The sequence below is a fragment of the Streptomyces sp. NPDC005281 genome, assembly GCF_040607495.1.
Lineage (GTDB): Bacteria > Actinomycetota > Actinomycetes > Streptomycetales > Streptomycetaceae > Streptomyces.
Map to the genome: position 1 here is coordinate 124396 of NZ_JBEXGX010000006.1, position 25235 is coordinate 149630.

At 71.0% G+C, this 25235-nt stretch carries 20 protein-coding genes, 1 tRNA gene and 1 pseudogene; 12 read left to right on the forward strand and 10 right to left on the reverse strand.

Features of this window, described 5'->3' with window-relative positions; genetic code table 11:
- The first annotated feature begins 59 nt into the window (after positions 1-59).
- A complete protein-coding gene (locus tag ABZV42_RS11130) occupies positions 60-737 on the forward strand; it encodes a DUF4097 family beta strand repeat-containing protein (RefSeq protein WP_356051808.1) in 678 nt (225 codons plus the stop codon).
- Positions 738-1024: 287 nt separating this feature from the next.
- On the opposite strand, the gene ABZV42_RS11135 is transcribed toward ABZV42_RS11130, so the two are convergent.
- Positions 1025-2203, reverse strand: a complete 1179-nt coding sequence (locus ABZV42_RS11135) for a hypothetical protein (protein WP_355983962.1) — start codon at positions 2201-2203, stop codon at positions 1025-1027.
- Positions 2200-3141, reverse strand: a complete 942-nt coding sequence (locus ABZV42_RS11140; RefSeq protein WP_355983963.1) for a 5-dehydro-4-deoxyglucarate dehydratase — start codon at positions 3139-3141, stop codon at positions 2200-2202. Before ABZV42_RS11140 ends, ABZV42_RS11135 begins: the two co-directional genes overlap by 4 nt.
- 287 nt (positions 3142-3428) lie before the next feature.
- Here ABZV42_RS11140 and ABZV42_RS11145 point away from each other — a divergent pair, with 287 nt between their 5' ends.
- From ABZV42_RS11145 to ABZV42_RS11175, 7 genes are all read left to right on the forward strand, one after another.
- Positions 3429-4238, forward strand: a complete 810-nt coding sequence (locus ABZV42_RS11145; protein WP_355983964.1) for an NAD(P)-dependent oxidoreductase — start codon at positions 3429-3431, stop codon at positions 4236-4238.
- Positions 4239-4507: 269 nt separating this feature from the next.
- Positions 4508-5278 carry a DeoR/GlpR family DNA-binding transcription regulator gene (locus tag ABZV42_RS11150; RefSeq protein WP_355983965.1) on the forward strand — a complete coding sequence of 257 codons (771 nt, stop codon included), beginning with the start codon at positions 4508-4510 and terminating at the stop codon, positions 5276-5278.
- Between the two features lie 124 nt (positions 5279-5402).
- Positions 5403-6773: a sugar ABC transporter substrate-binding protein gene (locus tag ABZV42_RS11155; RefSeq protein ID WP_355983966.1), complete on the forward strand. Its 1371-nt coding sequence runs from the start codon at positions 5403-5405 to the stop codon at positions 6771-6773.
- Positions 6770-7705 carry a sugar ABC transporter permease gene (locus tag ABZV42_RS11160; protein WP_355983967.1) on the forward strand — a complete coding sequence of 312 codons (936 nt, stop codon included), beginning with the start codon at positions 6770-6772 and terminating at the stop codon, positions 7703-7705. Before ABZV42_RS11155 ends, ABZV42_RS11160 begins: the two co-directional genes overlap by 4 nt.
- Positions 7705-8556: a carbohydrate ABC transporter permease gene (locus ABZV42_RS11165; RefSeq protein ID WP_355983968.1), complete on the forward strand. Its 852-nt coding sequence runs from the start codon at positions 7705-7707 to the stop codon at positions 8554-8556. The genes ABZV42_RS11160 and ABZV42_RS11165 overlap by 1 nt, the downstream gene beginning before the upstream one ends.
- Entirely contained in the window at positions 8553-9542 is a 990-nt protein-coding gene (locus tag ABZV42_RS11170) for a zinc-dependent alcohol dehydrogenase family protein (protein ID WP_355983969.1), read from the forward strand. The genes ABZV42_RS11165 and ABZV42_RS11170 overlap by 4 nt, the downstream gene beginning before the upstream one ends.
- Positions 9543-9678: 136 nt before the next feature.
- Entirely contained in the window at positions 9679-10881 is a 1203-nt protein-coding gene (locus tag ABZV42_RS11175) for a TerD family protein (protein WP_355984048.1), read from the forward strand.
- A 494-nt stretch (positions 10882-11375) separates the two neighbouring features.
- Here the strand turns inward: ABZV42_RS11175 and ABZV42_RS11180 are convergent, their stop codons facing one another.
- The 4 genes from ABZV42_RS11180 to ABZV42_RS11195 form a co-directional block, all read right to left on the reverse strand.
- Entirely contained in the window at positions 11376-12962 is a 1587-nt protein-coding gene (locus ABZV42_RS11180; protein ID WP_356051693.1) for a TROVE domain-containing protein, read from the reverse strand.
- Positions 12963-13331: 369 nt separating this feature from the next.
- Positions 13332-13401: transfer RNA gene (locus ABZV42_RS11185), tRNA-Ile, on the reverse strand.
- Between the two features lie 67 nt (positions 13402-13468).
- Positions 13469-14926: an alkaline phosphatase PhoX gene (locus tag ABZV42_RS11190; RefSeq protein WP_356051695.1), complete on the reverse strand. Its 1458-nt coding sequence runs from the start codon at positions 14924-14926 to the stop codon at positions 13469-13471.
- 290 nt (positions 14927-15216) lie between these two features.
- Positions 15217-16641: a hypothetical protein gene (locus ABZV42_RS11195; RefSeq protein WP_356051697.1), complete on the reverse strand. Its 1425-nt coding sequence runs from the start codon at positions 16639-16641 to the stop codon at positions 15217-15219.
- A gap of 558 nt (positions 16642-17199) precedes the next feature.
- On the opposite strand from ABZV42_RS11195, the gene ABZV42_RS11200 reads away from it, so the two are divergent.
- Positions 17200-19026 carry an endonuclease/exonuclease/phosphatase family protein gene (locus tag ABZV42_RS11200; RefSeq protein ID WP_356051698.1) on the forward strand — a complete coding sequence of 609 codons (1827 nt, stop codon included), beginning with the start codon at positions 17200-17202 and terminating at the stop codon, positions 19024-19026.
- Between the two features lie 163 nt (positions 19027-19189).
- Here ABZV42_RS11200 and ABZV42_RS11205 read toward each other — a convergent pair whose 3' ends face one another.
- A complete protein-coding gene (locus ABZV42_RS11205) occupies positions 19190-19921 on the reverse strand; it encodes an SRPBCC domain-containing protein (RefSeq protein ID WP_356051699.1) in 732 nt (243 codons plus the stop codon).
- 19 nt (positions 19922-19940) lie between these two features.
- Positions 19941-20687, reverse strand: coding sequence for a winged helix-turn-helix domain-containing protein (locus ABZV42_RS11210; protein ID WP_355983975.1), 747 nt, complete (start codon positions 20685-20687; stop codon positions 19941-19943).
- Between the two features lie 114 nt (positions 20688-20801).
- Here ABZV42_RS11210 and ABZV42_RS11215 point away from each other — a divergent pair, with 114 nt between their 5' ends.
- Positions 20802-21971, forward strand: coding sequence for a YihY/virulence factor BrkB family protein (locus ABZV42_RS11215; protein WP_356051701.1), 1170 nt, complete (start codon positions 20802-20804; stop codon positions 21969-21971).
- 232 nt (positions 21972-22203) lie between these two features.
- Positions 22204-23214, forward strand: a complete 1011-nt coding sequence (dapA, locus tag ABZV42_RS11220) for a 4-hydroxy-tetrahydrodipicolinate synthase (RefSeq protein ID WP_356051703.1) — start codon at positions 22204-22206, stop codon at positions 23212-23214.
- Here dapA and ABZV42_RS11225 read toward each other — a convergent pair.
- Together ABZV42_RS11225 and ABZV42_RS11230 are read right to left on the reverse strand one after the other, a co-directional pair.
- Complete coding sequence (locus ABZV42_RS11225) at positions 23201-24418, reverse strand: WD40 repeat domain-containing protein (RefSeq protein WP_356051704.1); 1218 nt, start codon at positions 24416-24418, stop codon at positions 23201-23203. The genes dapA and ABZV42_RS11225 overlap by 14 nt on opposite strands.
- Positions 24415-24629 (reverse strand): annotated as a pseudogene (locus ABZV42_RS11230) (sigma factor-like helix-turn-helix DNA-binding protein); the annotation flags it as partial. The gene ABZV42_RS11225 and the pseudogene ABZV42_RS11230, both read right to left, overlap by 4 nt.
- Before the next feature lie 84 nt (positions 24630-24713).
- On the opposite strand from ABZV42_RS11230, the gene ABZV42_RS11235 reads away from it, so the two are divergent.
- A complete protein-coding gene (locus tag ABZV42_RS11235) occupies positions 24714-25217 on the forward strand; it encodes an HAD domain-containing protein (protein ID WP_356051706.1) in 504 nt (167 codons plus the stop codon).
- Positions 25218-25235: the final 18 nt, after the last annotated feature.

Below are 25235 nucleotides of genomic sequence, written 5' to 3' on the forward strand. Positions count from 1 at the left end.
GCGTTTCCACTATCAGAAACCAGCAGGGAACGCACGTGACGCAGACCAAGGAGAGCACCATGCAGAAGTTCGACACCCCCGCCCCCGTCTCCGCGATCATCGACATCCCCGCGGGACGCATCCGCTTCAGCGCCACTGACCGCGCCGACACGACGGTCGAGGTCCTGCCCGCGGACGCCTCGAAGGGCCGGGACGTGAAGGCGGCGGAGCAGACCGAGGTCTCCTACGCCGACGGCGTCCTGCGCGTCGAGATCCCCGGGGCGAGGAACCGGAGCCTCGGCTCCTCCGGGTCCGTCGAGGTGACCGTGCAGCTGCCGGCCGGCTCCCGTGTCGAGGCGAAGGCGGCGGCCGCCGAGTTCCGGGGCGTTGGCCGGCTCGGCGACGTCACCTTCGAGGGCGGCCACCGCTCGGTGAAGCTCGACGAGGCCGACAGCGTCCGCCTGGCCGGCCTGGACGCCGACATCACCGTCGGCCGCCTCAACGGCCCCGCCGAGATCAGCACCCAGAAGGGCGACCTGACCATCACCGAGGCGGCCGCCGCCGGAACCGTCACACTGAGCACCCTCAAGGGCGACATCACCGTCGGCGCCGCCCCCGGCGTCTCCGCCGCCCTGGACGCAGGCACCACCCAGGGCCGGATCAGCAACACGCTCAGGAACACCGGCGCCACCCCCGGCCTGACCATCCGGGCGACCACCGCCCACGGCGACATCAACGCCCGTACGGTGACCGGCTGAAGGCGCGACCCGCCCCGCCCCCTCCGCCGACTCGCCCCGTCCGAGGCCGGTCGACGGAGGGGGCGGAGCCGCAGGAGGGACGGAACCGCGGGCGGGCGTGGAGCCGCAGGAGGGGCGGAGTCGTAGGAGAACGCGGAGCCACAGGAAGAGGCGGAACCGCAGGAGGGATGGCACCGCTGGAGGACGCGGAGTCGCAGGAGGGATAGCGCCGCAGGAGAACGCGGAGCCGCAGGAAAAGGCGGAACCGCCGGCGGGCGTGGACCGCGGGACGGGGCGGAGAGAGCCCTCTAGCCCAGCCCCGCCAACGCCCTCCGCACCGCCTCCAGATCGGCGTCCGAGGCCAACCCCGCGTGGTACAGCCGCAGTTCCGTCGCGCCGAGCTCCGCCGCGCGGGCCGCGTCTGCCGCCAGACCCTCCGGCCGGCCGCCCATCCCGGACACCACGGTGAAGTTGGCGGCCAGGACCCTGCCCCGCGCCCCCGCCCGCAGCGCCTCCGCGAACGGTGTCAGCAGACCCGCTCCGCCGGTGCACGGCACGACCACCCCGTCGGCCACGGAGAGGATGTGCCCGGGATCCACCCCGGCGTTGGCGCCGCAGTGGAAGGAGACGGGGTCGGCGTGCAGCAGCACCTGGAACCCGGCCGGCGCGGCGGAGCGGACCGCCGAGACCGTCTCCTCCTGGAGCGAGCGGGCCACCTGGTCGCGCCAGAGACGGGTGGCCGCCGCGGTCCCCGCCCCGAGCAGCTTCTCCACTCCGGCCCAGCCCCCGCCCGACGGCTCCCCCCGCCACACCGGCTCCAGCGCCCCGCGCACGAAGGACGCCAGCTCCTCGGCGTCGAGGCCCTGCCGGCCGTATCCGTCCGCGCACACCGCGCAGAAGCAGAGGGACATCAGGTACTGCCCGGCGTCGCCGAGCGGCACCCCGCCGGTCTTGTCGTGGGCGTGCAGATGGGCGAGCCCGTACCAGCCGAGCGACTCCAGTTCCGTACCCGTCGCGCCGGGCCGCACCGCGGCCTCCGCCGCGAGGTCGGCCAGGTGGGCGCGGGTGGCGGGCTGGGCGACGCAGGGGGCCCAGGGGTAGCGGTCCCCGTAGGCGTTGACGACGGAGGTCGTCGGATGTTCTTGCCCCATACGGGAGTTGTGCGCGAGCACGACCCAGGTGTGGACGTCGAGCCCGGCCCCGGCGAGCGCGGCGGCGGCCTCGCCGTACGCGTCACCGGGCGCCCAGTCCCCGGCCGGGTACGGGCGGAGGACCATGTCTCGCCACCGCGCCTCGTCCACGGGAAAGAGCACGGCGGCGTGCGACGCCGTGACGATCCGGTGCTCCGGGTGGCGGGGCGTCAGCGCGCGCGTGGAGTGGTAGGCGGACGCGAGGGTCACCTGGCGGACGCCGAGAGCGGCGGTCCTGGCGGCGGCCCCGGGGTCACCGTTGACATCCCAGGGATAGAGGAACGCGGACGTCCTCACAGTTCCTCCTCGATGAGCGCGTATCCGCGGTCGATCAGCTGCGCGAGCTGTTTGACATGGTCCTCGGCAGGTTCGTTCAGCGGGGGCCTGACCTCGCCGACGTCCAGTCCGCGCAGCCGGACACCCGCCTTGACGAGGGCGACCGCGTAGCCGCGTCCCCGCGCCCGCAGGTCGGCGAAGGGCCGGTAGAAGCCGTCCAGCAGCCGGTTCACCGTGTCGTCGTCCCCGGCGTTCAGGGCCCGGTGGAAGGCCAGCGCGACCCCGGGGGCGAAGCAGAAGACCGCCGAGGAGTAGAGCGTGATCCCCAGCCCCCGGTAGGCGAGACCGGTCAGTTCGGCCGTGGGCAGGCCGTTGAAGTAGAGGAAGTCGCCGGGCGCCTCGCTCCGTACGGCGCTGACGATCCGCTGCATCAGGTCCAGGTCGCCGAGCCCGTCCTTGAAGCCGATGATCCCCTCGGTGCGGGCGAGTTCGACCACGCCCTCGGGGGTGAAGACGGCGTTGTCGCGCTGGTAGACGATGACGTCCAGCGAGGTGGCGGCGGCGATCTCCCGGTAGTGCCGGAGCAGGCCCTCCTGCCCGGCGTTCACGAGATACGGCGGCATGGCGAGCAGCCCGTCGGCCCCGGCGGCCTCCGCGAGTCGCGCGTAGCGCACGGCGAGGGCGGTCCCGTATCCGGCGCCGGCGACCACCGGGACGCGCCCCTCGGCCGCCTCCACCGCGGCCCTGACGCACGCCTCGAACTCCTCGGGCACGAGCGCGTGGAACTCTCCGGTGCCGCAGCACGCGAAGACCGCCGCCGCTCCGGCCTCGACGCCGCGCCGTACATGCTCCCGCAGGACGGCGGGAGCGACCGTGCCGTCGGGGCCGTACGCGGTGACGGGGAAGAACAGCGGCCCGCTGGGGATGCTCAGCCGAGCGGCGAGAGGGGCTGACGTCACGGACTCTCCCTTGAAAGATGCACACCGGGTGCACGTTTCTGATCCATGTCCATATCTCTGAACGCGCCCACGCTAAGCCGCCACCTCGGGGCCGGTCAAGCACGCAAACCCGCAACACGGAGGCGGATTCCTCCCCTTCGCGCGACACTTGACGCGGCACGTCAGCACTTCATAGCGTGTCCATGGATGTGAATGGCGTACACGAATACGATTACCTGGCAAGGGCCCTCGCCGACTCGCCGCGGCTCCCCGCCCCGCCGCACCGGCCCCTACGGAGGACATCCCGCATGCCCGCTCCCCGCACCGTTCTGCTCACCGGCGCCGCCGGCGGACTCGGCACCCTGATGCGCGGGCTGCTGCCGGAGTACGGCTACGAGCTGCGCCTGCTCGACATGCTCCCGGTCGAGGGCGAACCGGAGGCGATCACCGCGGACCTCGCCGACCGGGCTGCGCTGCGTGAGGCGGTGCGGGGCGTCGACGCGGTCGTCCACCTCGCGGGCATCTCCCTGGAAGCCTCCTTCGACAAGATCCTCAAGGCCAACATCGAGGGCACGTACAACCTGTACGAGGCGGCGCGCGAGGAGGGCGTCCGCCGAGTCGTCTTCGCCTCCTCCAATCACGCGGTGGGCTTCACCCCGCGCCCGCAGGGTGACGACCCCCTGATCCCCGTCGGCACACCACGCCGCCCCGACACCTTCTACGGCCTCTCCAAGTCGTTCGGCGAGGACCTGGCGCAGTTCTACTGGGACAAGCACGGCCTGGAGACCGTCTCGGTACGCATCGGGTCCTGTTTCGCGGAGCCCACCAGTGTGCGCATGCTCTCGGTGTGGATGAGCCCCGAGGACGGCGCCCGCCTCTTCCACGCGGCCCTGACCGCCGAGGACGTGGGGCATTCGGTCGTCTACGGCTCGTCCGCCAACACCCGCCTGTGGTGGGACCTTTCGACAGCGCGGGCCCTCGGCTACGAGCCGCGCGACGACTCCGAGCCGTACGCCGAGAAGCTCATCGCCGAACAGGGGGAGCTCGACCCGGGCAACCCCGACCACGCCCACCTCGGCGGCCACTTCACCACGCACCCGCCGATCTGGCCCTACTGACACGGCGGTTGAAGACCCGTGGGCGGGCGGGCAGGGAACGGGCCCGCCCACCCCCGTGTTCGGGCACGGCCCCTGCCCGATTCCCCCACCGCCCCCGCTCCGCCCCAGGTCCGCGACGGGCGGCGACGGCACGGAACGGGCACAGCCGGGCAGCATCGGGCCCGGAACAGGCCTGGCCAGTGGCCGACACCCGCTGTAGAACTTCCCTCAAGGGCCCACCGGGTCCGAACGGGCATGCGCGACGGAGCGCGAGGGAGCGGGTGACGGCGATGACAGCCATGACTGCGGAAGAACGACAGCGCGAGATCGTCCGGGCCGCGCGCCGCACGGGCTCGGTCGACGTCACCGAACTCGCCGGCGAACTGGGCGTCGCCAAGGAGACCGTACGGCGCGATCTGCGCACCCTCGAGGACCACGGACTGGTACGCCGAACCCACGGCGGCGCCTATCCCGTGGAGAGCGCCGGCTTCGAGACGACGCTCGCCTTCCGCACCACGAGCCATGTGCCCGAAAAACGCCGGATCGCCGCCGCCGCGGCCGAGTTGGCCCGGGACGCCGAGACCGTCTTCGTCGACGAGGGGTTCACCCCGCAGCTCATCGCCGAAGCGCTGCCCAGGGACAGGCCGTTGACCGTGGTGACCGCCTCCCTCGCCACCGCCGGAGCCCTCACCGGGGCCGGCAACACGAGCGTCCTGCTGCTCGGCGGCCGGGTCCGCCCCGGCACGCTCGCCACCGTCGACCACTGGACGACGAAGATGCTCGCCGGCTTCGTCATCGACCTCGCGTTCATCGGCGCCAACGGCATCTCCCGCGAACACGGCCTCACCACCCCCGACCCGGCGGTCAGCGAGGTCAAGGCGCAGGCGATCAGGGCCTCCCGGCGCACGGTCTTCGCCGGGGTGCACACCAAGTTCGGCGCCGTCAGCTTCTGCCGGTTCGCCGGCATCGGCGCACTGGAGACGATCGTCACGAGCACACTGCTCCCGGCCTCCGAGGCGCACCGCTACTCATTGCTGGGCCCCCAGGTCATCCGCGTCTGAGAGCCCCGCCGACCCGACGCCCCGGCCACCACCCCCTCCGCACCGCCGCGACGGCCACAGGCATCCTCACACCTCACCCCACCCCTTTTCTCCCCATTTGCACCCACCCTTCCAGGAGTGATCCATGCGAACCCCGAGCCGACGGAGGCCGCGCGCACTGCTCGCCGCGGCAGCCGCAGGGACGCTGCTCTCCCCTCTCGTCTCCGGCTGCTGGACCGGAGCGGGCGGGTCGGGCTCCGGCGGGAACTCCATCAACGTACTGATGGTCAACAACCCGCAGATGGTCGAGCTCCAGAAACTCACCAGGGCCCACTTCACCAAGGACACCGGCATCAAGGTGAACTTCACCGTCCTGCCGGAGAACGACGTCCGCGACAAGATCAGCCAGGACTTCGCCAACCAGGCGGGCCAGTACGACATCGCCACCCTCTCCAACTACGAGATACCGATCTACGCCCGCAACGGCTGGCTGCACGAGATGGACTCGTACGTGCGCCAGGACAGCGGGTACGACGAGCGGGACATCCTGAAGCCCATGCGGCAGTCGCTGACCGCCGACGACGGAAAGCTCTACGGACAGCCGTTCTACGGCGAGTCGTCCTTCCTGATGTACCGCAAGGACGTCTTCGCGGCGAAGGGCCTGACGATGCCCGCGCACCCCACCTGGCAGCAGGTCGGCGACCTCGCGGCGAAGGCGGACGGCGCCGAATCCGGCATGAAGGGCATCTGCCTGCGCGGACTCCCCGGCTGGGGCGAACTCATGGCCCCGCTCACCACCGTGGTCAACACCTTCGGCGGCACCTGGTTCGACAAGGACTGGAAGGCACGCCTGGACTCCCCCGAGTTCGAGAAGGCCACCAGGTTCTACGTCGACCTCGTACGCGAGCACGGCGAGTCCGGCGCCGCCCAGTCCGGCTTCGCCGAGTGCCTCAACAACATGACCCAGGGCAAGACGGCCATGTGGTACGACGCCACCTCCGCCGCGGGCCTGCTGGAGGCCAAGGACTCCCCTGTCCGGGGCAAGCTCGGCTACGTGCCCGCGCCGGTGGAGAGGACCGCGTCCTCCGGCTGGCTCTACACCTGGGCCTGGGGACTCCAGAAGGCCTCGCACAACCCGGACAAGGCCTGGAAGTTCATCTCCTGGGCCTCCGGCAAGGGCTACGAACAACTGGTCGGCGACACCGCCGGCTGGTCGAACGTCCCGGCGGGCAAACGCGCCTCGACCTACACGAACGCCGCCTACGTCAAAGAGGCCGCCGCCTTCCAGAACATGACCCGCGCGGCCATCGAGGGTGCCCGGCCGCGCGACCCCGGCGTCCAGCCGCGCCCCGCGCCCGGCATCCAGTTCGTCGGCATCCCCGAGTTCACCGACCTCGGCACCAAGGTCTCGCAGGAGATCAGCGCGGCCATCGCCGGACGCCAGTCCGTCGACGCGGCCCTGAGCAGGTCCCAGAAACTCGCCGAGAAGATCTCCAAGGAGTACGAGGGACGATGACCGCGACGACAACGGCCCGCGTGGCCGCTCCTCCCGTACGCACCCACGGACAACCGTCGGCCCGGCTGCGCGCCTGGGCCACCCGCGCCCCGCTGCTCCCGGCGCTGATCTTCATGATCGCGGTGACCCAACTGCCCTTCGTGGCCACGCTGGTGATCTCGTTCTTCGACTGGAACTCCCTCTATCCGAAGGCCCGCCGCTTCACCGGCTTCGGCAACTACTCACAGGTGCTGACCGACGCCGATCTGCGGCACTCCGTCCGGACGACGATCCTGCTGACCGTCACCGTCGTCCTCGTCAGCCTGGTCCTCGGCCTGGTCCTGGCCCTGCTCCTGGACCGGAGGTTCCGCGGGCGCGGCATCGTCCGCACCCTGCTGATCGCACCGTTCCTCGTGGTCCCGGTCGCCGCCGCCCTCCTGTGGAAGCACGTGCTCTACAACCCCGAGTACGGTCTGCTGAACGGCCTGTTGCACTCCGTCGGCGGTCCTCAGCCCGACTGGATCTCGAACACCCCGCTGCTCGCGGTCGAGACGTCCCTGGTCTGGCAGTGGACACCGTTCATGATGCTGATCCTGCTCGCCGGCCTCCAGAGCCGCGACCACCAGCAGATCGAGGCGGCGCGGGTGGACGGCGCGAACGACTGGCAGGTCTTCCGCCATCTCACCCTTCCCCACCTGCGCCGCTACCTCGAACTGGGCGCCCTGCTGGGCTCGATCTACATCGTCCAGAACTTCGACGCGGTCTTCACGATCACCTCGGGCGGCCTGGGCACCGCCAACCTGCCCTACACCGTGTACCAGAGCTTCTACCAGGCCCACGAGAACGGCCTCGCCTCCGCCGCGGGCGTCCTGGTGGTCATCGGCTCCATCGTCATCGCGACCTTCGCCCTGCGCGTGGTGTCGTCCCTGTTCCGCGAGGAGGGCTCCCGCTGATGAGCACCACCGCGACACCTGCCGGCCCCCGCCGTGCCAGGGGCACCGGCCTGGGCCTGGCGGCCTGGGCGCTCGGCATCGTGTTCTTCCTGCCCATCGCCTGGATGGCCCTGACGTCCTTCCACTCCGAACCGGACGCGGCGAAGAACCCGCCGGCCTTCGGCGCCGCCCTCACCCTCGACGGCTACCGGGACTTCTTCGGCACGGGCGGCGGCGCGAGCCCCTGGCCCGCGCTGATCAACTCCACGGTCGCCTCGGTGACCTCCACCCTCCTCGTCCTGCTGCTGGCCCTCCCGGCGGCGTACGCGCTCTCGGTCCGCCCGGTGAGGAAGTGGACGGACGTCCTGTTCTTCTTCCTGTCGACCAAGATGCTGCCCGTGGTGGCGGGCCTCCTGCCGATCTATCTCTTCGCCAGGAACACCGGCATGCTCGACAACATCTGGCTGCTGGCCGTCCTCTACACCTCGATGAACCTGCCGATCGCGGTGTGGATGATGCAGTCGTTCCTCGCCGAGGTCCCCGTCGCGGTGATCGAGGCGGCGCGGATCGACGGCGCCCGGCTGCCGACGGTCCTCACCCGGGTCGTAGCCCCCATAGCCCTCCCCGGCATCGCCGCAACGGCCCTGATCTGCTTCATCTTCAGCTGGAACGAGCTGCTCTTCGCCCGGGTGCTCACCGGTGTGGTCGCGGAGACCGCCCCCGTCTTCCTGACCGGATTCATCACCAGCCAGGGCCTGTTCCTGGCGAAGGTGTGCGCCGCGTCGCTCGTCGTCTCCCTGCCGGTGCTCGCCGCGGGGTTCGCCGCCCAGGACAAACTGGTCCAGGGCCTGTCGCTGGGAGCCGTGAAATGAAGGCCGCAGTCATCGAGTCCGTGGGCCGTGCCGTCGTGGCCGAGGTCCCCGACCCGACGCCGGGCCCCCGTGAGGTCGTGGTCGAGGTCGCCGCCTGCGGCCTGTGCGGCACCGATCTGCACATTCTCCAGGGCGAGTTCGCGCCCAGGCTGCCGATCGTGCCGGGCCACGAGTTCGCCGGTGAGGTGGTGGGCGTGGGCACCCGGGTCACGGAGCTCGCGATCGGCGACCGGGTGGCCGTCGACCCGTCCCTGTACTGCCACGAGTGCCGGTACTGCCGTACGGGCCACAACAACCTCTGCGAACGGTGGGCCGCGATCGGCGTGACCACCGCGGGCGGCGCCGCCCAGTACGCGAGCGCCCCCGTCGCGAACTGCGTCAAGCTCCCCGAACACGTCGCCACCCAGGACGCGGCCCTGGTCGAACCGCTCTCCTGCGCCGTACGCGGCTACGACGTCCTGCGCTCCCGGCTCGGCGCCCATGTCCTGGTCTACGGCTCCGGAACGATGGGCCTGATGATGCTGGAACTCGCCAAGCGCACCGGCGCGGCGAGCGTGGACGTCGTCGACGTGAACCCCGAGCGGCTGGCCACGGCCCGGCTGCTCGGCGCCTCCGGGGCGGCGGCGAACCCCGCCGAACTGGACCGCCCGCAGGGCTGGGACGTGGTCGTCGACGCGACGGGCAACGCGGCGGCGATCCAGGACGGCCTGGACCGGGTGGCCAAGGCGGGCACCTTCCTCCAGTTCGGCGTCGCCGACTACGCGACCCGGGTCACCGTCGACCCGTACCGCATCTACAACCAGGAGATCACCATCACCGGCTCGATGGCCGTCCTGCACAGCTTCGAACGCGCCGCGGAACTCTTCGCCGCGGGTGTCCTCGACCCGTCCGTCTTCATCAGCGACCGCCTCCCGCTGGCGAGCTACCCGCAGGCACTGGAGCAGTTCGCGTCGGGAGTCGGACGCAAGATCGTCGTGGTGCCCTGAGGGATCGCGTGGGCCGTTCCCGGGGCACCGGCCCGGGAACGGCCCACGCGCCCCGGCCCGGAGGCCGGCCCGCATCTCACCCTTTGAGTAAGGGAACGGTAAAGCGCCTCCGCTCGTTACCCCAGTCATGACAGCTATGACGCCCGGCTCGAACATCCCTCTCCCCGTCTCCCGTGTGACGGTGGACGTCACCGCCCCCGTGCGGCTCGACGTGTCGAGCCTGCTGCTCACCGCCGACGGCAAGGTGCGCTCCGACGCCGACTTCATCTTCTACAACCAGCCGTCCGGCCCCGGCGTGACCTACCGCTCCGGCGGCGGTACGACGCCCGACGCGATCACGGTCGACACGGCCGCAGTGCCGCCGGGCATCGAGAAGATCGTCGTCACGGCGAGCCCCGACGCCGCGGGCCAGTCGTTCCAGGGCATCGAGCCCACCGCGACGATCCGCAACGCGGACGACAACACGGTCCTGGCCACCTTCACCCCACCCCGGCTCGGCGCGGAGACGGCCCTGGTGATCGTCGAGGTCTACGTCCGCAACGGCGCCTGGAAGGCCCGTGCGGTCGGCCAGGGCTACGCGAACGGCCTGGCGGGCATCGCCACCGACTTCGGCGTGAGCGTGGAGGAACCCGCTCCGGCCGCCCAGCCCGCCCCCGCGGCGCAGGCCCCGGCCCCGCCGGCGGAACCCCGCCTCACCGCCCCGCAGCCCCCGGCCGCTCCCCCGGTCCCGCCCATGCCCGCCGCGGCTCCCGCCGCCACCGGCAAGATCAACCTCGACAAGGGCCGGGTCAGCCTCCAGAAGAACCAGACGGTGTCCCTGGTCAAGGGCGGCGCCCCGCTCCTGTCCAAGGTCCAGATGGGCCTCGGCTGGGAGCCCGCCTTCCGTGGCAAGGACATCGACCTGGACGCCTCGGTCATCGCGTACGGTCCGCAGCGCAACCACATCGACAGCTGCTACTTCGGCAAGCTCTCCATCGTCAACGGCGCGATCAAGCACTCCGGCGACAACCTCACGGGCGAGGGCGGCGGGGACGACGAGGTGATCACCGTCGACCTCGGCCGCCTCCCCCAGGAGGTCACCGGCCTCGTCTTCACGGTCAACTCCTTCTCCGGCCAGAAGTTCACCGAGGTGGCCAAGGCCTACTGCCGTCTCATCGACGCGGCCAGCGGCGAGGAACTCGTCCGCTTCGACCTCACCAACGCCGAGGCCCAGACTGGCGTCATGATGGCCAAGCTGATCAAGCAGTTCTCCGGCGAGTGGGACATGACGGCCATGGGCAACTTCGTCAAGTCCCGCACGGTCCGAGGCATGGTGAAACCGGCAGCCGAGTCCCTCTGACCCACGGCGAACCCCTATGGCCGGGGGCGAGAATCCGGGCCGGGTCCGGCACCCCCTTTTCCTCGCCCCCTCCGCCCCAGCCCCCACTCCTCAGACGCCGGAGGGACTGGATGTTCCGGGCCGGGGCTGAAGCTTGCGCCGACCGGGGCTAAAAATGCGCCCGCAGCCGTGATCCGGCGGAAGAGACCGGCACGGTCACCACGATGCACCCGCAGTCGGCAGCGCGCGGGAGGGGACGTACCGGTACATCAAATGCCCGCAGGCCGGACGGATCGTCACCCACGCCCACCTGGAAACGCCGGTGGGATCCGTTCGGATGTACCTGCGCGGCCCCGACCCACCCACCGGCCGGAGCCGAACCGCGAACCGCGCCGAACGCGGCGCCTATGCAGGCTGCTCTGCCGAGCCGGGACGCACGGGAGCGCGGCCCGTACCGAAGTACGGGCCGCGCCCACGATCCGGGCCCGGGAGCCCGGAACCTCACACCTCACACCTCAACTTGCCTGGGCCCACGGCCAGTCCGCGTCACGCGCCGACTCAAGGAGCGGCACCATCCGGAAAGCCGCGTCCGAGAGCCCGCCGAAGGTGTGCCGGTTGCCCTCGCCCGAGGGGCCGTGGCCGGCTCGGTGACCGGCGAGGTTCCATGTGTAGACCGGAACGTTCGCCGGTACCTGCTCGGTCGGCTCACCGAACTGGCTGTACATGGCCTGCTCGTCGGTCACGATGAGGACCCGGTCGTGCTTCTTGTAGTGCGCCCGGACCGCCTCGGTCGTGTTGGTGCCGCCGAGGTCGCCGAACCGCCCGATGACCTTGAGCACGGACTCGCCCGGGCCGAAGCCCACCCGCTTGCTGGTGGTGCCGAACTCGACGAGATCCGCGTCCTCCGCCCGCAGCGCGAGCGCCGTACCGAAGATCGCCGCCGCGTCGGCCCGGTTGAGCTCGGAGCGCTCCGACAGCCGCGAGTAGAACATCGAGCCCGAACGGTCCACGAGCACCAGGGTCCGGCCGGGCAGCGCGGGCACGTTGGCCAGCGAGTGACCGAGCGCCTGCTCCAGCGGGTACGACCAGCGCAGCGACGGCGCGTGCTGGTAGGCCGCAAGGTAGCGGAACGGGAACTGCCGCGAGCGCGCGACCTCCGCCGGGTCGCTGATCTTCGCGGCGACCTGTGCGGCCAACTCGTCGCTGACACCGGCCTCGTCGAAGTTGCGCAGGTTCCGGACGAGCGCCATGGCGCCCATGGACGGGATGACGGCCTCCCAGGCCGCCTTGTCCATCGGCCCCTGAAGCCAGCCGGCCAGCGCCTCCCACGTCATTCCCGCGTCCGCCAGCCGCCGCGCCCCCTGCGCGCCGGTCACGACCTTGCGCCGCTTGGCGGGCCGCAGCGCCATCAGGTCGCGATGCGCGGCGAGCACGGGCAGCGACTTGGGGACGACGGCCGTGTCCGGGTTGTGGCGCCGGTCGAGCGCGTACTGGAACAGGTCGCCCTGCCACGGCTTGTCCGGGTCCGGCGCCGCGTGGACGAGGTTGAGGATGTCGCCGAAGCGGTACCCCTTGGACGCGGTGTCGTACTTCAGCAGCGTCTTGTCGTTGTAGAGACGGCGTACGGCGTCGGCGATGCCCCGCTTGAGGGGCTTGGGCACGCTGCGGCCGTACCGGGAGGTCCAGTGGGCGAGCAGCTCGCCCGGCTCGTCAGGACGGCGCAGTACGGAGGCGATGACCTGCCGGTTGGCCGGGCCGTCGGTGGCGCCCGCGTCCAGCCGTGCCTTCACGTACTCGGCGGCGCCCACGAGCGAGGCCGTGCGCAGGTTTCCCTCACCGCGCAACCAGCCGAGCAGGCCCGCGGTCCAGGACGGGTCGGAGACGGCGAGCTCGCGCACGAGCGCGGCGAACCGGTCGTCGCGGTCGGAACGGGCCTCGTAGAACGTGTCCGAGAGGAAGTGCGTCACAGCCAGCAGGAAGAGCTCGGAGCGGGCGTCGCGCTCGCGGCCCAGGCCGCCCTGGTGCGTACGCAGCACACGGCCGGTGGACGTCACGCGAGAGGTGGGCTGTGCCTTCGCCGCCTTGTTGTTGAAGCGTGCCATGGTGAATTCCCCCCGAATTCATGAGAGTTCCGGAGAGAGGCACAGCAAATGGAGGGTGCCCGAGTTCAGGAGTGGCTGCGGTTCCTATTCACCCGGCGCGTCTGCCAGTTCCGCCACATCGACCCGAGAGTCGACGACGGGATTCGAACCCGCAACATACCGTGTCCCGAAGTATCCGCCGCCTGCGCACCGGGCACCCACCACGAGCTGCGCCTCCCGAGATCAAGTCGGCCGCGGCAGGGATTCTTTGAGAGAGAAGTAGCCGCGGCCCGCGCACCGGGAGGTGCGTGAAGTTGTGGTGTCCAGAGTTCAGTCTCGGCGGAACCGACGTAGGTGCTCTAACCCCTGAGCTACACCGGCGCGTTGTACCGATGGCGGGACTCGAACCCGCGACCGCCCCATTATCAGTGGAAGTAGGTCCTGCCTTCGCACCTGGACATGCATCACTTTAGGAGGGCGGCCGCGCGTCGGGCGAGCTATTTAATTCCGCTGGAACCGAAGGGAGTTCAGCCGCGCTTCTGGCGCTTCCACGGGCCGGTGATGGCGAGCATGATGCCCGGCTCCTGGATGTTGACGAAGAGGGTCCGGCCGTCGGGCGAGAAGGTGACGCCGGTGAACTCGCTGTACTCCGGCGCCTCGGCGGTGCCGTTGTTGAGCTCGTTGCGGGCGATCGGGTACGTACGGCCGCTCTCGGTGGCGCCGAACAGGTGCTGGATGCCCTCGCCGTCCTCGGCGATGACGAGGCCGCCGTAGGGGGAGACGGTGATGTTGTCGGGGCCGTCGAAGGCGCCGTCGGCGGAGGGGTTCGGGTTCACGCCGATGAGGACCTTCAGCGTCAGGGTGCGGCGCTTGGGGTCGTAGAACCAGACCGCTCCGTCGTGCGCCTGGCCGGGGCTCTCGGTGCGGGCGTAGGAGGAGACGATGTAGACACCGCCGTCGCCCCACCACATGCCTTCGAGCTTGCGGGCACGGGTCACCTGGACGTCGGTGAACTGCTTGCGGACGGAGACCGTCCTGGCGTCACGGTCCGGGACGTCAACCCAGTCCACGCCGTACACCGTGCCGATCCTGGTGGCGCGGGAGAGGTCGTCGACGAACTTGCCGCCGGAGTCGAAGCACTTGAAGGCCTGGAGCGCCCCGGCGTCGTCGGCGAGGGTGGCGAGCTGTCCGTGGCCGTGCTCGAAGCCCTGCGGAGGAGTCCAGCGGTACAGCAGGCCGTTGGGGCCCGAGGCGTCCTCGGTGAGGTAGAGCCGGCCCCGCTTGGGGTCGACGACGACCGCCTCGTGGGCGTAACGGCCGAGTGCCTTCAGGGGCTTGGGGTTCTTGTTGCGGCGGTGGTCCTGCGGGTCGACCTCGAACACGTATCCGTGGTCCTTGGTCATGCCGTTCTGGCCGGCCTTGTCCTCGGTCTCCTCACAGGTGAGCCAGGTGCCCCAAGGAGTATTGCCGCCTGCGCAGTTGGTGGAGGTGCCCGCGATGCCGACCCATTCGGCGACCTTGTCGTGGCGCACTTCGACGACCGTGCAGCCGCCGGACGCGGCGGGGTCGTAGACGAGTCCCTCGGTGAGCGGCACGGGATGTGCCCAGCCGGAGCGGGGGCCCTTGAGCTCGTGGTTGTTGACGAGGAGGGTGGCGCCGCGCGGACCCTGGAACGTGGAGGTTCCGTCGTGGTTGGACGGCGTGAACTCACCCGAGTCCAGTTTGGTGCGGCCGCTGTACGTGACGACGCGGTAGGAGAACCCGGCGGGCAGCGCGAGGAGGCCCTTCGGGTCGGTGACGAGCGGGCCGTAGCCGACGCCACCGTGGCGGGCCTCCGCCGAGTCCTCACCGACGCCCTCGGTCTCCGTCTCGGCGGCGGCGAGCGCGTTGGGGGCGGTGGCGAGGGCGCCCACGCTGCCGATCAGGACGACGCCTGCACCGGTGATCGCGGACTGCTTGGCGAAGTCCCTGCGAGAGAGCGACATGTGATGTCTCCTGTGACGGTGGACTCGGACTGTCGTGGGGGGGGGGGCGGCCGCGACCTCGGTTCGCGGCCACACCGTCCCGTCCCCGCCTGAACACGAGTTGAACGCGCGCCGACTTCCGGGGTCCCGCTTACGTGAATCCACCCGACCGGCGCAGGCAGCTCTCCGCGGAGCCCCACCCGACAACCGGAACCGGGCCCCCGACTTACAGCCCCAGCCCCGCACCGGGCAGCCCTACACCCCGGCACCCCAGCGCCCGGCACGGCACCCGAGTCATCTCACCGCCCGTGTCACGCGCCCTGCTGCGACCGGGCCTTGAACGCGGCTTTGCGGGCCTCCTTGGCGACCCTCTTGTCGGGGTGCAGCCGGCCCATGGCCTCCAGGACGTCCGGGGCGGCGGGGTGGTCGACCCGCCAGGCCATGTCGAAGAAGCCGCTGTGCTGCTGGGCCAGGCCCTCGACCAGCGCCTGGAGCTCCGCGGAGTTCCCTTCGGCGGCGAGCTGTGCCGCCACCGTGTCGATGGTCAGCCAGAAGACCATCGCCTCGGACGGCGGCGGCACATCGGGCGCGTCGCGTTCGGAGAGCCAGACCCGGGCGAGACCGCCCAGCTCTGCGTCGTCGAGCACCTCGCGCAGCGCGGTCTCGGCCTCCGCGCCGACGAGCGCGAGCGCCTGCTGGCAGTGCAGGCGGCGCAGCGGGCCGCCCGTGTCGGCGCCGCGTGCGGCGGAGAGCAACTCCTGCGCGGCGGACAGCGGTTCACGCCGGGCGAGCCATTGCTCGATCTCGGCCTGAGCGGCGGTCGGAGGGAAGCCGGCCGTGCCGTCCAGCAGCGTGTCCGCCCCCTTGTCGGTCAGCTCGCCCACCGCGGGGGCGGAGAATCCCGCCTCGATCAGCCGGGCGCGCAGTCCGTACAGTCCGAGCGGTGTCAGGCGCACCACCCCGTACCGCGACACGTCCATGTCGTCGGCGGGGACCGGCTCCTCGGCTGCGTCCGCCATCAGTGCCTCGTCGACCGGCTGGAAGGCGACGAGTCCGATGGGCTCCAGCAGCCGGAACTGGTCGTCGAGCCGCATCATGGCGTCCGAGACCTGTTCCAGGACGTCGTTGGTGGGCTCTCCCATGTCGTCGGGCAGGATCATCGAGGCGGCGAGCGCGGGCAGCGGCACCGACACCTCGCCGAGCGCGTCCTCTCCGACGGTCAGCAGATACAGGTTGCCGAGCACCCCGTCGAGGAACTCGGACTCCGCCTCCGGGTCCCAGTCGAGCGAGGACAGATCGATCTCGCCCTCCTCGTCCATGGCGTCGACGAGATCGCCGAGGTCGGGCACGCTCGCGTCGGCCAGCACGATGTCGAGCGCGCCGAGCCAGACGCCGAGGACGTCCTGCGGGGCACCCGAGGTGAGCAGGGCGAGGTCCTCTCCCGTCGTGACGCTGCCCTCCTCCTCGTCCACGATCTCGACGAGCCCGATGTCGACGGCCACCGTCCAGGCCTCACCGGTGAGGGCGGCCGCGTCCTCGCCGGACAGGCCGAGGACGCCGGTCGCCTCGGGAATCTGTTCCTCGACGAGTTCGCCCCCGGCGCCGACACGGGTGGCGGGGCCTGCCCAGCGGGCCAGCCGTGCGGCGCGGGAGAGCAGCGGCGCGGCGAGGGCGTCCCGCGCCAACTGCGCCTCGGAGTGCAGCCGCACGGGCGGCAGGGAAGAGCTGTCTGACATCGGCTGGGTTCTCCTCCGAACAACCACGACGAGCAGTGCGGGCAGGCGAGCGGTTCATACGGTCCGAGCGGTCCGGTCCAAGCGGTACGGGTCCGAACGGTCCGGTCCGGTCCGAGCAGTCCGGTCCGAGCGGTTCATACGGTCCGGACGGGCCGATCGTTTCAAGCAGTCCAGGCGGGCCGATCGTTTCAAGCAGTCCGAGCAGTCCAGGCACGCCGGGCGAGCCGATCGTTCCGAGCAGGCCGGGCGGTCAGATCGTTCCGAGCGGTCCAAGCGGGCGGGTCGTTCCGAGCGGTCCAAGCGCCGGGAGATCCGTACCAACTGCTCAGCCTAGACGGATTTCCACCCATGCCGCCCGGTTCATGTGTCCGGCAGGTCTCGTACAGCGCCGAAACCTTGACAACTCCCCCCGCCACACACGAGATTGACGCGCGTAGAAGTTCAACGGCCGTGTGGCTGGGCCGCTTCTACGCGCGTCACTGGCCCGCAAGCAGGTCGCGCTCCCCCCACCAGTCCACCCTCGTCCCGGCGCTCACGAACGTCCCCGGAGGGATTCCCTTGCCGAGCAAGAGAACCGCGCGCATCGGCGCGCTGACCGTCGCCGCGGTCTGTTCCACCGTCTCCGCCGTTGTGTTCACCACACCGGCCCAGGCGGACACCGTCCACATCCACGACATCCAGGGCACCACCCGGACCTCGCCCCTCGCGGGCACGAAGGTCGCGGACGTGCCCGGCATCGTCACCGGCGTGCGGACGTACGGTTCGTCCAAGGGTTTCTGGTTCCAGGACCCCACCCCGGACGCCGACCCCGCCACGAGTGAGGGCGTCTTCGTCTTCACCAGCTCCGCCCCCAAGGTCGCCGTCGGCGACTCGGTCACGGTGACGGGCACGGTCTCGGAGTACGTCCCGGGCGGCGTCTCCACCGGCAACCAGTCGGTCACCGAGGTCACCAAGCCGACGGTCACCGTCGTCTCCAGCGGCAACCCCGTCCCGGCCGCGACGGTCGTCGACGCCAGGTCCGTGCCGGACGACTACGCCCCCGCCGGCGACACCGCGGCGGCCGGTTCGGTCAACGCGCTCGCCCTGGAGCCGGCGCAGTACGCCCTGGACTACTACGAGTCCCTCGAGGGCATGAACGTCCAGGTCGCCGACACCCGTGTGGTCACCGCCACCGACAAGTACAGCGAGCTGTGGGTCACGGTGAAGTCGCACGAGCACGCCTCGCGGCGCGGCGGCACGGTGTACGGCTCGTACACCTCGCAGAACACGGGACGCATACAGATACAGTCCCTCGGCGCGACCGCCGACTTCCCGGTCGCGAACGTCGGCGACAAGCTCGCGGGCACCACGGCGGGTCCGCTCGACTACAACCAGTTCGGCGGCTACACCCTGGTCGCCAACCAGCTGGGCACCCTTCAGAAGGGCGGCCTGGAGCGCGAGACCACGCGCAAGCAGTCGCGCGGCGAGCTGGCGGTGGCGACGTACAACGTCGAGAACCTGGACCCGGGCGACGGCACGTTCGACGCGCACGCGTCCGCGATCGTGAACAACCTGAACTCGCCCGACATCGTGTCCCTGGAGGAGATCCAGGACAACAACGGCGCGACGGACGACGGCACGGTCGCCGCCGACCAGACGGTGAACAAGCTGATCGACGCGATCGTCGCGGCGGGCGGCCCGAAGTACGACTGGCGCTCCATCGACCCGGTCAACGACCAGGACGGCGGCGAGCCCGGCGGCAACATCCGCCAGGTCTTCCTCTTCAACCCCGAGCGGGTCTCCTTCACCGACCGCGCGGGCGGCGACTCGACGACCGCCGTCGGCGTCACGAAGGTGCACGGCAAGGCGCAGCTCACCGCGTCCCCCGGCCGCGTCGACCCGGCGAACGACGCCTGGAAGAGCAGCCGCAAGCCGCTCGCGGCCGAGTTCGTGTTCCGCGGCCACACGGTCTTCGTGATCGCCAACCACCTCAACTCCAAGGGCGGTGACCAGGGGCTGACCGCGCAGTACCAGCCCCCGACGCGCAGCTCCGAGGTACAGCGGCACGCCCAGGCGGCCCTGGTGAACGGCTTCGTCAACGAGATCCTGAAGACGCAGAAGAACGCCGACGTCATCGCGCTCGGCGACATGAACGACTTCGAGTTCTCCGACACCGCCAAGATCCTGGAGGGTGACGGCGAGCTCTGGTCGGCGATCAAGTCGCTGCCCAAGAAGGAGCGTTACACGTACGACTACCAGGGCAACCAGCAGGTCCTGGACCAGATCCTGGTCAGCCCCTCGATCCGCAAGGGCTGCGACCTGGACTACGACAGCGTGCACATCAACTCGGAGTTCTCCGACCAGATCAGCGACCACGACCCGCAGGTCCTGCGGTTCCGTCCGTAGTCGCAACGGGTACGCGAGAGCCCGGCCCCGTCGTCCGGGGGGCCGGGCTCTTCGCCTGCGCGGAACGCTCATCGGTTCCCGCCCGCCTACGGGGCCGGGGCTCACCGCGTTGCGGAGCCGAGGCTCTTCGAGTCTGCGGGCACGGCGCTTCGGCCGCGCGCGGTCAGCCCGCGAAGACCTCGTCGAGCCAGCCCCTCCAGGCGGTCTCGTTGCCCTTGGCGTCGGCGTCGGGCGCGAAGTCGTGGACGCTCATGCCGACCGGCGCGCCCCAGCGGCCGCGCCCGAAGAAGCGGATGAGCGCGCTGTCGGTGCGCAGCCCGATGAAGTACGGGTTGCGGTAGTCGAGCACGGCGTCGAAGTCCTCGCCGCCGGGCCCCTGCGCCCGTACCCGCTCGCCCTCCGCGGTGCCGTCCGCGAGGCCGAGGGCCCGTCCGACGGCCGCGAAGGCGTCGGAGGCCGCGGACGCGCCGGGCCCGTCGAAGGTCGCGAAGGCCACCGGGCGGCCCGCGAAGTGGGTCACGTACTCGCGCAGGGTGTGCAGATAGAAGTCGGTGTGCTTGTCGGCCCCGTCGTACTGGTTGTCCCAGTCGTCGGTGAAGATGCCGCTGTGCACGTACCGGACCCAGGAACTGCTGCCGTCACCGCGGGCTTCGATGGTGTGGTCGATCTGGTTGAGGCTCTGTGTCGGGAACCTGACGTCCTCGGTGCGCACGGTCAGCCGGTGCGGCGGGTCCCAGGTGGTGATGGTGCTGCCGAAGGGGCCGGCCCCGCCCTCGCGCGCCTCGTACTCCACGGGCCACAGCCAGCCGCCGCTGCCGCTGGTGATCGCGTCCCACACCCGGGCGGGCGGAACGTCGACCTCGTACTCGCGGGCGACCTCGAATTCCTTGGGCATGATGACGACTCCTGGGTGATCAGTGGGTGGCTGCGGTGCGCGCGGGGGCTTCCCCGGCTGTCTCGGGTCCGGCCCCGGGCTGCCCGAGGGCTTCGGGTCCGGCCGCCGCGCGGGGCTGCGCAACGGCTTCGGGCCCTGCCGCCGCATCGGACTGCGCAACGGCCTCGGGTCCCTCCCCGGCTTCGGGTTTGAGCGTGGGGTGGACGGCGACGACGATCCGGTGCGGACGCCCGGTCTCCGTGTCCCCGTCGTGGTACTTGCGGATGAGCGCGCTCACCCCGGCCGTCAGTTCCTCGATGAACGCGGCCCGGTCGGCCGCCGACGCGAAGGTCACCTCGCCGTCGAGCGCGTACGTCGCCAGCCGCTTGCGGGCCTTCGCGGCTCCGGTGACGAGAGACCCGACGTCCCGGACGAGCCGGGCGCCGAGCGCGAGGAGCCAGCGGGCGGACAGCTGGTCCCGGAAACGGTCCGGATCGGGCTGTACGGCGGCCAGCGCCTTCGGCGAGATGACGTACGACGCCGCCGTCGCGCGCATCATCCGCTCGGTGACGTTCCCCTTGCGCCGCTCGCCCGCCAGCTCGACCAGGCCGTGCCGCTCCAGCGTCTTGAGGTGATAGTTCACCTTCTGCCGGGGCAGGCCGACCCTGCCGGCCAGCATGGCGGCCGACGCGGGTCCGGCGGCCAGTTCGGCGAGCAGCCGGGCCCGTATGGGGTCCAGCGACACGGCGGCGGCCTCGGCGTCCTCGATCACGGTCACGTCCAACATGACTCCACCCTCCCACCGAAAACTTTTCTTGTCCAGGCAGCTTGAATCGTCGGTGAGTCGGGTCCGCACCCTCGCGGCGGGCTTCAGCGGCGCGTTTCGGGCAACACGGCGGTCATGGACGAGAAGCGACCGGAATCGAAGCAGCGAGCTCTTCCGGACACGGGCGCGGGCACGAGCGCTGGCACGGGCACGGGCACCGGCACCGGCACCGATACAGGTACTGGTACGGGTACGGGTACAGGTGCGGACGCGGGCGCGGCGACGGCGGAGCCCGCCGGGAAGGACGTCCCCGGCAGACTGCCCGCGCGAGCGTGGTGGCCCGTGGCCTGGCGCACGGTGAAGGAGTTCCGCGACGACGAACTCGCCGACCGTGCGGCGGCGTTGACCTACTACGGCGTGCTGTCGCTGTTTCCCGCGCTGCTGGTGGTGGTCTCCCTGCTGGGTGTCATGGGGCAACGCGTCACGGACCGACTCCTCACCAGCGTGGGAGACTTGGCACCGGGCCCCGCGCGCGACATCCTGCGTGACGCGGTCGCGCAACTGGGACACAGCGGCGGTACGGGCGGAGTGCTGGCGATCGTCGGGCTGCTGGCGGCGCTGTGGTCCGCGTCGGGGTACGTCGGCGCGTTCATCCGCGCGTCCAACGCGGTGTACGACCTGCCGGAGGGCCGTCCGGTCTGGAAGATCACGCCACTGAGGCTGGCGCTCACCGTCACGCTGATGCTGCTTCTCATCGGGAGCGCGATCATCGTCGTGTTCACCGGACCGCTGGCCGAGCGGGCCGGCACCGCGTTCGGGCTCGGCGACGCCATGATCACGGCGTGGTCGATCGTCAAGTGGCCCGTCCTGCTGCTGTTCGTCGAGCTGATGATCGCGCTGCTGTACTGGGCGGCCCCCAACGTCTCGGCCCGCGGCTTCCGTTGGTCGAGTCCGGGCAGCGTCGTCGCCACCCTGATCTGGCTGGCCGCGTCGGGGGGATTCGCCGTCTACGTGGCCGGCTACGGCTCGTACAACAAGACGTACGGCACGCTTGCGGGCGCGATCATCTTCCTCGTATGGCTCTGGCTCACCAACCTGGCCATCCTCCTCGGCCTCGAGTTCGACGCGGAGCTGGCCCGGCAGCGCGCCATCACCCACGGCCGGCCCCCGACCGAGGAGCCCTACGTCGAACCGCGGGACACCCGCAAGTGGCCCCCGCGTCTGCGGGCTCTGCGCGCGGCCCGGGAGAAGGTGGACACGGGGATCGTGCCGACGCGCACGCGGACCGGCCGGGACACCGGCTGAGCAGTCCGGACCGCCGCCGCACCGATCCCCTCCGACTCCTTCGGCAGTCCACGACGGCGCCCGGTGCGGCAACCCGGAGACCCGCGTCCACGGTGGCAGCCACCACCGCCGTCGCGGCCGCCACCCTCGTCGCCACCGCCACCGCCACCGCCCAAAAGCCGTAGCAATCATTGACGATATTGCGTAGAAGATTTAAGTGGAGCTTCACAATGGAGTGGCCGACACTACGTTCATGACCGCTCCGAGGACCAGTCCCGCCACCGTCACCCCATCCGCCTCCGCCACCTCCTCCGCCTCCCCCACCCCCTCCACGCCTGCCGTCACCTCCACCGACGGCACCCCGCACCCGACGCGGCCCGCGCCTCCCTTCGGCCGCGCCCTCTGCGCGATGGTCACGCCGTTCACGGAGGCGGGCTCGCTGGACGTCGAGGGCGCGCAGCGGCTCGCAGCACTGCTGGTGGCCGAGGGGTGCGACGGGCTGGTGCTCTCCGGGACGACGGGCGAGTCGCCGACCACGACGGACGCCGAGAAGGCCACGCTGGTGCGGGCGGTGCGGGAGGCCGTGGGCGACCGGGTCCCGATCGTGGCGGGAGTGGGGACCGCCGACACCCGGCACACCGTGGAACTGGCCGGCGCGGCCGAGAGGGCGGGCGCGGACGGGCTGTTGGTGGTCGCGCCCTACTACAGCAGGCCTCCACAGGACGCGGTCGAGGCGCACTTCCGGGAGATCGCGGACGCCTCGCGGCTGCCCGTCATGCTGTACGACATCCCGGGACGCACCGGGACCCGCATCGAGCCGGAGACGCTGATCCGGCTCGCGGGACATCCGCGGATCGTGGCGGTGAAGGACTGCGCGTACGACCTGCTCGGTACGCAAAAGGTGCTGGCACGGACGGAGTTGGCGTACTACGCGGGCTGCGACGAGTACGTCCTCGCGCTGTACGCGATCGGCGCGGCCGGATACGTCAGCACGGTGTCCAATGTGGCACCCCGTCAGTTCCGTTCGATCCTCGACGCGTTCGACGCCGGAGACACCGCGGGGGCGGCCCTGGGCCAGCGCCGGGTTCTTCCGCTGGTCGAGTCGATGATGTCGGCCGGCTTGCCCGGCGCGGTCACGGCGAAGGCGTTGCTCAACTCGCTGGGGCGGCCCGCCGGTCCGGTACGGGCACCGCTGCGGCCCGCCGACCGGAAGGCGGTCGACGGGCTGCTGGCGGCGTACGAGACCTCGGTCAGCGCGAGCTGAAGACCGGCGTCCAGCGTCCCGGGTACGCGGCATCGGCCTTACGGAATCCGCTCAGCTGTACGACTCTGTCGGTGCCGATGGTGACGAGCAGCAACTGGTTGTGGAACTCGCCCTTTCCGGAGCACCTCTTCGGGTCGCAGCCCCAGGCGACGAGCCTCTTGTTGTCGGCCCAGGCGAGAAGTTGCTGCACCGGTACGGTGGTGACCCGCCTGCCGGTGTGCGGGTCCAGGATCGCGGCAGCGACCGTGCTGCCGAAGCCCGCGAAGTCACCGGCCGAGAGCTTCCCGTCGGGCGAGAGTCCCGCCGCCACGGAGGGGGAACCCTGCTCGTCCTTCGGCCAGTCGGCCTTGGTGCCGTCCAGGCCGTAGTAGGCGCGGAAGGGCTTCATCACGGAATCCGAGTGGACGAGCGTGCCTTCATGGCTCCAGTCGAAATCCTCGCGGGCGTTGCCGAACCACCCCGTCCCGTCCGTCGAGTACGGCGCCTTGTGCCAGTCCGACCGGCCCGACTCCACGTCCACGACGGTGAATCCGGTACGGCTCGGCACGGGCCCCGGGGTCTTCCTGCCGTCCACGATCTCCGGATGGGCGGCGAGGCGGCGGTCGGGGTTCTTGGCGTAGGTCGTCGCGACGAGCTTCGTGCCGTCCGGGGAGAAGGCGACACTGGCGACGCCCTGGTCCAGTGCGATCCAGCGGTCCACCTTGCCCGTGATCAGGTCGAGCAGTCCGATGCGCCTGGCGGGCAGTTCGCCCTCCAGCACGGCGGCGGTCCGGGAGCCCGGCGCCACATCCAGGAAGGCCCATTCGGTCTTCTCGTACGTGCCCTTTTTCTGGTCGAGAAGCCCGTACACACGCTGGGAGACCATGTCCCCGTCCGGCTGCTTGACCCACTTGGTCACAAAGGCGGACAGCACGGTGTCCCCCGCCGCGATCATGGTCTTCGGCGGCGACTGGTCCGGGTGCCCGATGATGTCGCTCCGGTTCATCTCGCTGGCGGGGCGCACCTCGTGGCCGCCACGGCCGAGGAGGGGCAGGGCCACCGTGAGGGCGACCGCGGCGGCGGTGGCCGCGGCGAGCGACGCGAGCCGGCGCCTCCGGATACGGCGCCGGACGTCCAGGACCCGGTCGACGAGCGACGGAGACGCGTGCGGGGTGTCCGCGGCCTCCTCGCGGAAGGCATCGCGCACCAGTTCTTCGACGTTCACGGACGCACCTCCACGGGTGAGAAGTCACGGGACGACCGCCGCTCGGCCGCGGCGGGGCCCAGCAGCTCCAGCTCCGGAGCGAGGGCGCGCAGCCGGGCCAGCGAGCGGTGCGTCGTGGACCGTACGTCCCCACGGGGCACCCGAGGATCCGGGCCACCTCGGACTCCGGCAGATCCTCGAAGTAGCGCAGCACCAGCATGGTGCGCTGCCTGTCCGTGCGTGAGGCGTGTCCAGGGCCCTGCGCGGGGTGCGAATCTCCCGCGACTCCATGCGGCTTCTGCCGTACGTTGTCGAGGTGAACCGGCCACTGCTGTTCCTCGACGTCGACGGCCCGCTCAATCCGTACGCGGCCCAGAAGGAACGCCGGCCCGCGGGGTACACCACGATCCGGGTCGCTCTGGAGCCCGGCCGGCCGCTGCGCGTCTGGCTCCACCCGGACCACGGCCGCGCGCTCCTGGCCCTCGGCTACGACCTGTGCTGGGCCACCACCTGGATGGGCGCCGCCAACCGCTGGATCGCCCCTGTGATCGGCCTGCCGGAACTACCCTATGTCGACTTCACCGGCGCCCTGTTCGCCGAGCGCCCCGACGGCGTCCACTGGAAGACGGCAAGGATCGTGGCTCACGCCGAGGGCCGCCCGTTCGCCTGGGTGGACGACGAACAGAGCCCGGCCGACGACACGTTCGTGGCCGCTCATCACCCGGCCCCCGCGCTGCTGCACCACGTCGACCCCCGTCTCGGCCTGCGTGAGCCCGACTTCGAGGCCCTGGCGGAGTTCGGCACGAGCCTCGGCACATAGGCGAACGCCCTCCCGCCG

Excerpts from the sequence above, each read along its gene's own strand:
- ABZV42_RS11165 (WP_355983968.1), top strand. The coding sequence starts at position 7,705 with ATGAGCACCACCGCGACACCTGCCGGCCCCCGCCGTGCCAGGGGCACC.
- ABZV42_RS11170 (WP_355983969.1), top strand. The coding sequence starts at position 8,553 with ATGAAGGCCGCAGTCATCGAGTCCGTGGGCCGTGCCGTCGTGGCCGAG.
- ABZV42_RS11205 (WP_356051699.1), bottom strand. The coding sequence starts at position 19,921 with ATGCCCAAGGAATTCGAGGTCGCCCGCGAGTACGAGGTCGACGTTCCG.
- ABZV42_RS11190 (WP_356051695.1), bottom strand. The coding sequence starts at position 14,926 with ATGTCGCTCTCTCGCAGGGACTTCGCCAAGCAGTCCGCGATCACCGGT.
- dapA (WP_356051703.1), top strand. The coding sequence starts at position 22,204 with ATGACCGCTCCGAGGACCAGTCCCGCCACCGTCACCCCATCCGCCTCC.
- ABZV42_RS11155 (WP_355983966.1), top strand. The coding sequence starts at position 5,403 with ATGCGAACCCCGAGCCGACGGAGGCCGCGCGCACTGCTCGCCGCGGCA.
- ABZV42_RS11195 (WP_356051697.1), bottom strand. The coding sequence starts at position 16,641 with ATGTCAGACAGCTCTTCCCTGCCGCCCGTGCGGCTGCACTCCGAGGCG.
- ABZV42_RS11175 (WP_355984048.1), top strand. The coding sequence starts at position 9,679 with ATGACGCCCGGCTCGAACATCCCTCTCCCCGTCTCCCGTGTGACGGTG.
- ABZV42_RS11145 (WP_355983964.1), top strand. The coding sequence starts at position 3,429 with ATGCCCGCTCCCCGCACCGTTCTGCTCACCGGCGCCGCCGGCGGACTC.
- ABZV42_RS11210 (WP_355983975.1), bottom strand. The coding sequence starts at position 20,687 with ATGTTGGACGTGACCGTGATCGAGGACGCCGAGGCCGCCGCCGTGTCG.
- ABZV42_RS11130 (WP_356051808.1), top strand. The coding sequence starts at position 60 with ATGCAGAAGTTCGACACCCCCGCCCCCGTCTCCGCGATCATCGACATC.
- ABZV42_RS11180 (WP_356051693.1), bottom strand. The coding sequence starts at position 12,962 with ATGGCACGCTTCAACAACAAGGCGGCGAAGGCACAGCCCACCTCTCGC.
- ABZV42_RS11160 (WP_355983967.1), top strand. The coding sequence starts at position 6,770 with ATGACCGCGACGACAACGGCCCGCGTGGCCGCTCCTCCCGTACGCACC.
- ABZV42_RS11215 (WP_356051701.1), top strand. The coding sequence starts at position 20,802 with ATGGACGAGAAGCGACCGGAATCGAAGCAGCGAGCTCTTCCGGACACG.
- ABZV42_RS11150 (WP_355983965.1), top strand. The coding sequence starts at position 4,508 with ATGACAGCCATGACTGCGGAAGAACGACAGCGCGAGATCGTCCGGGCC.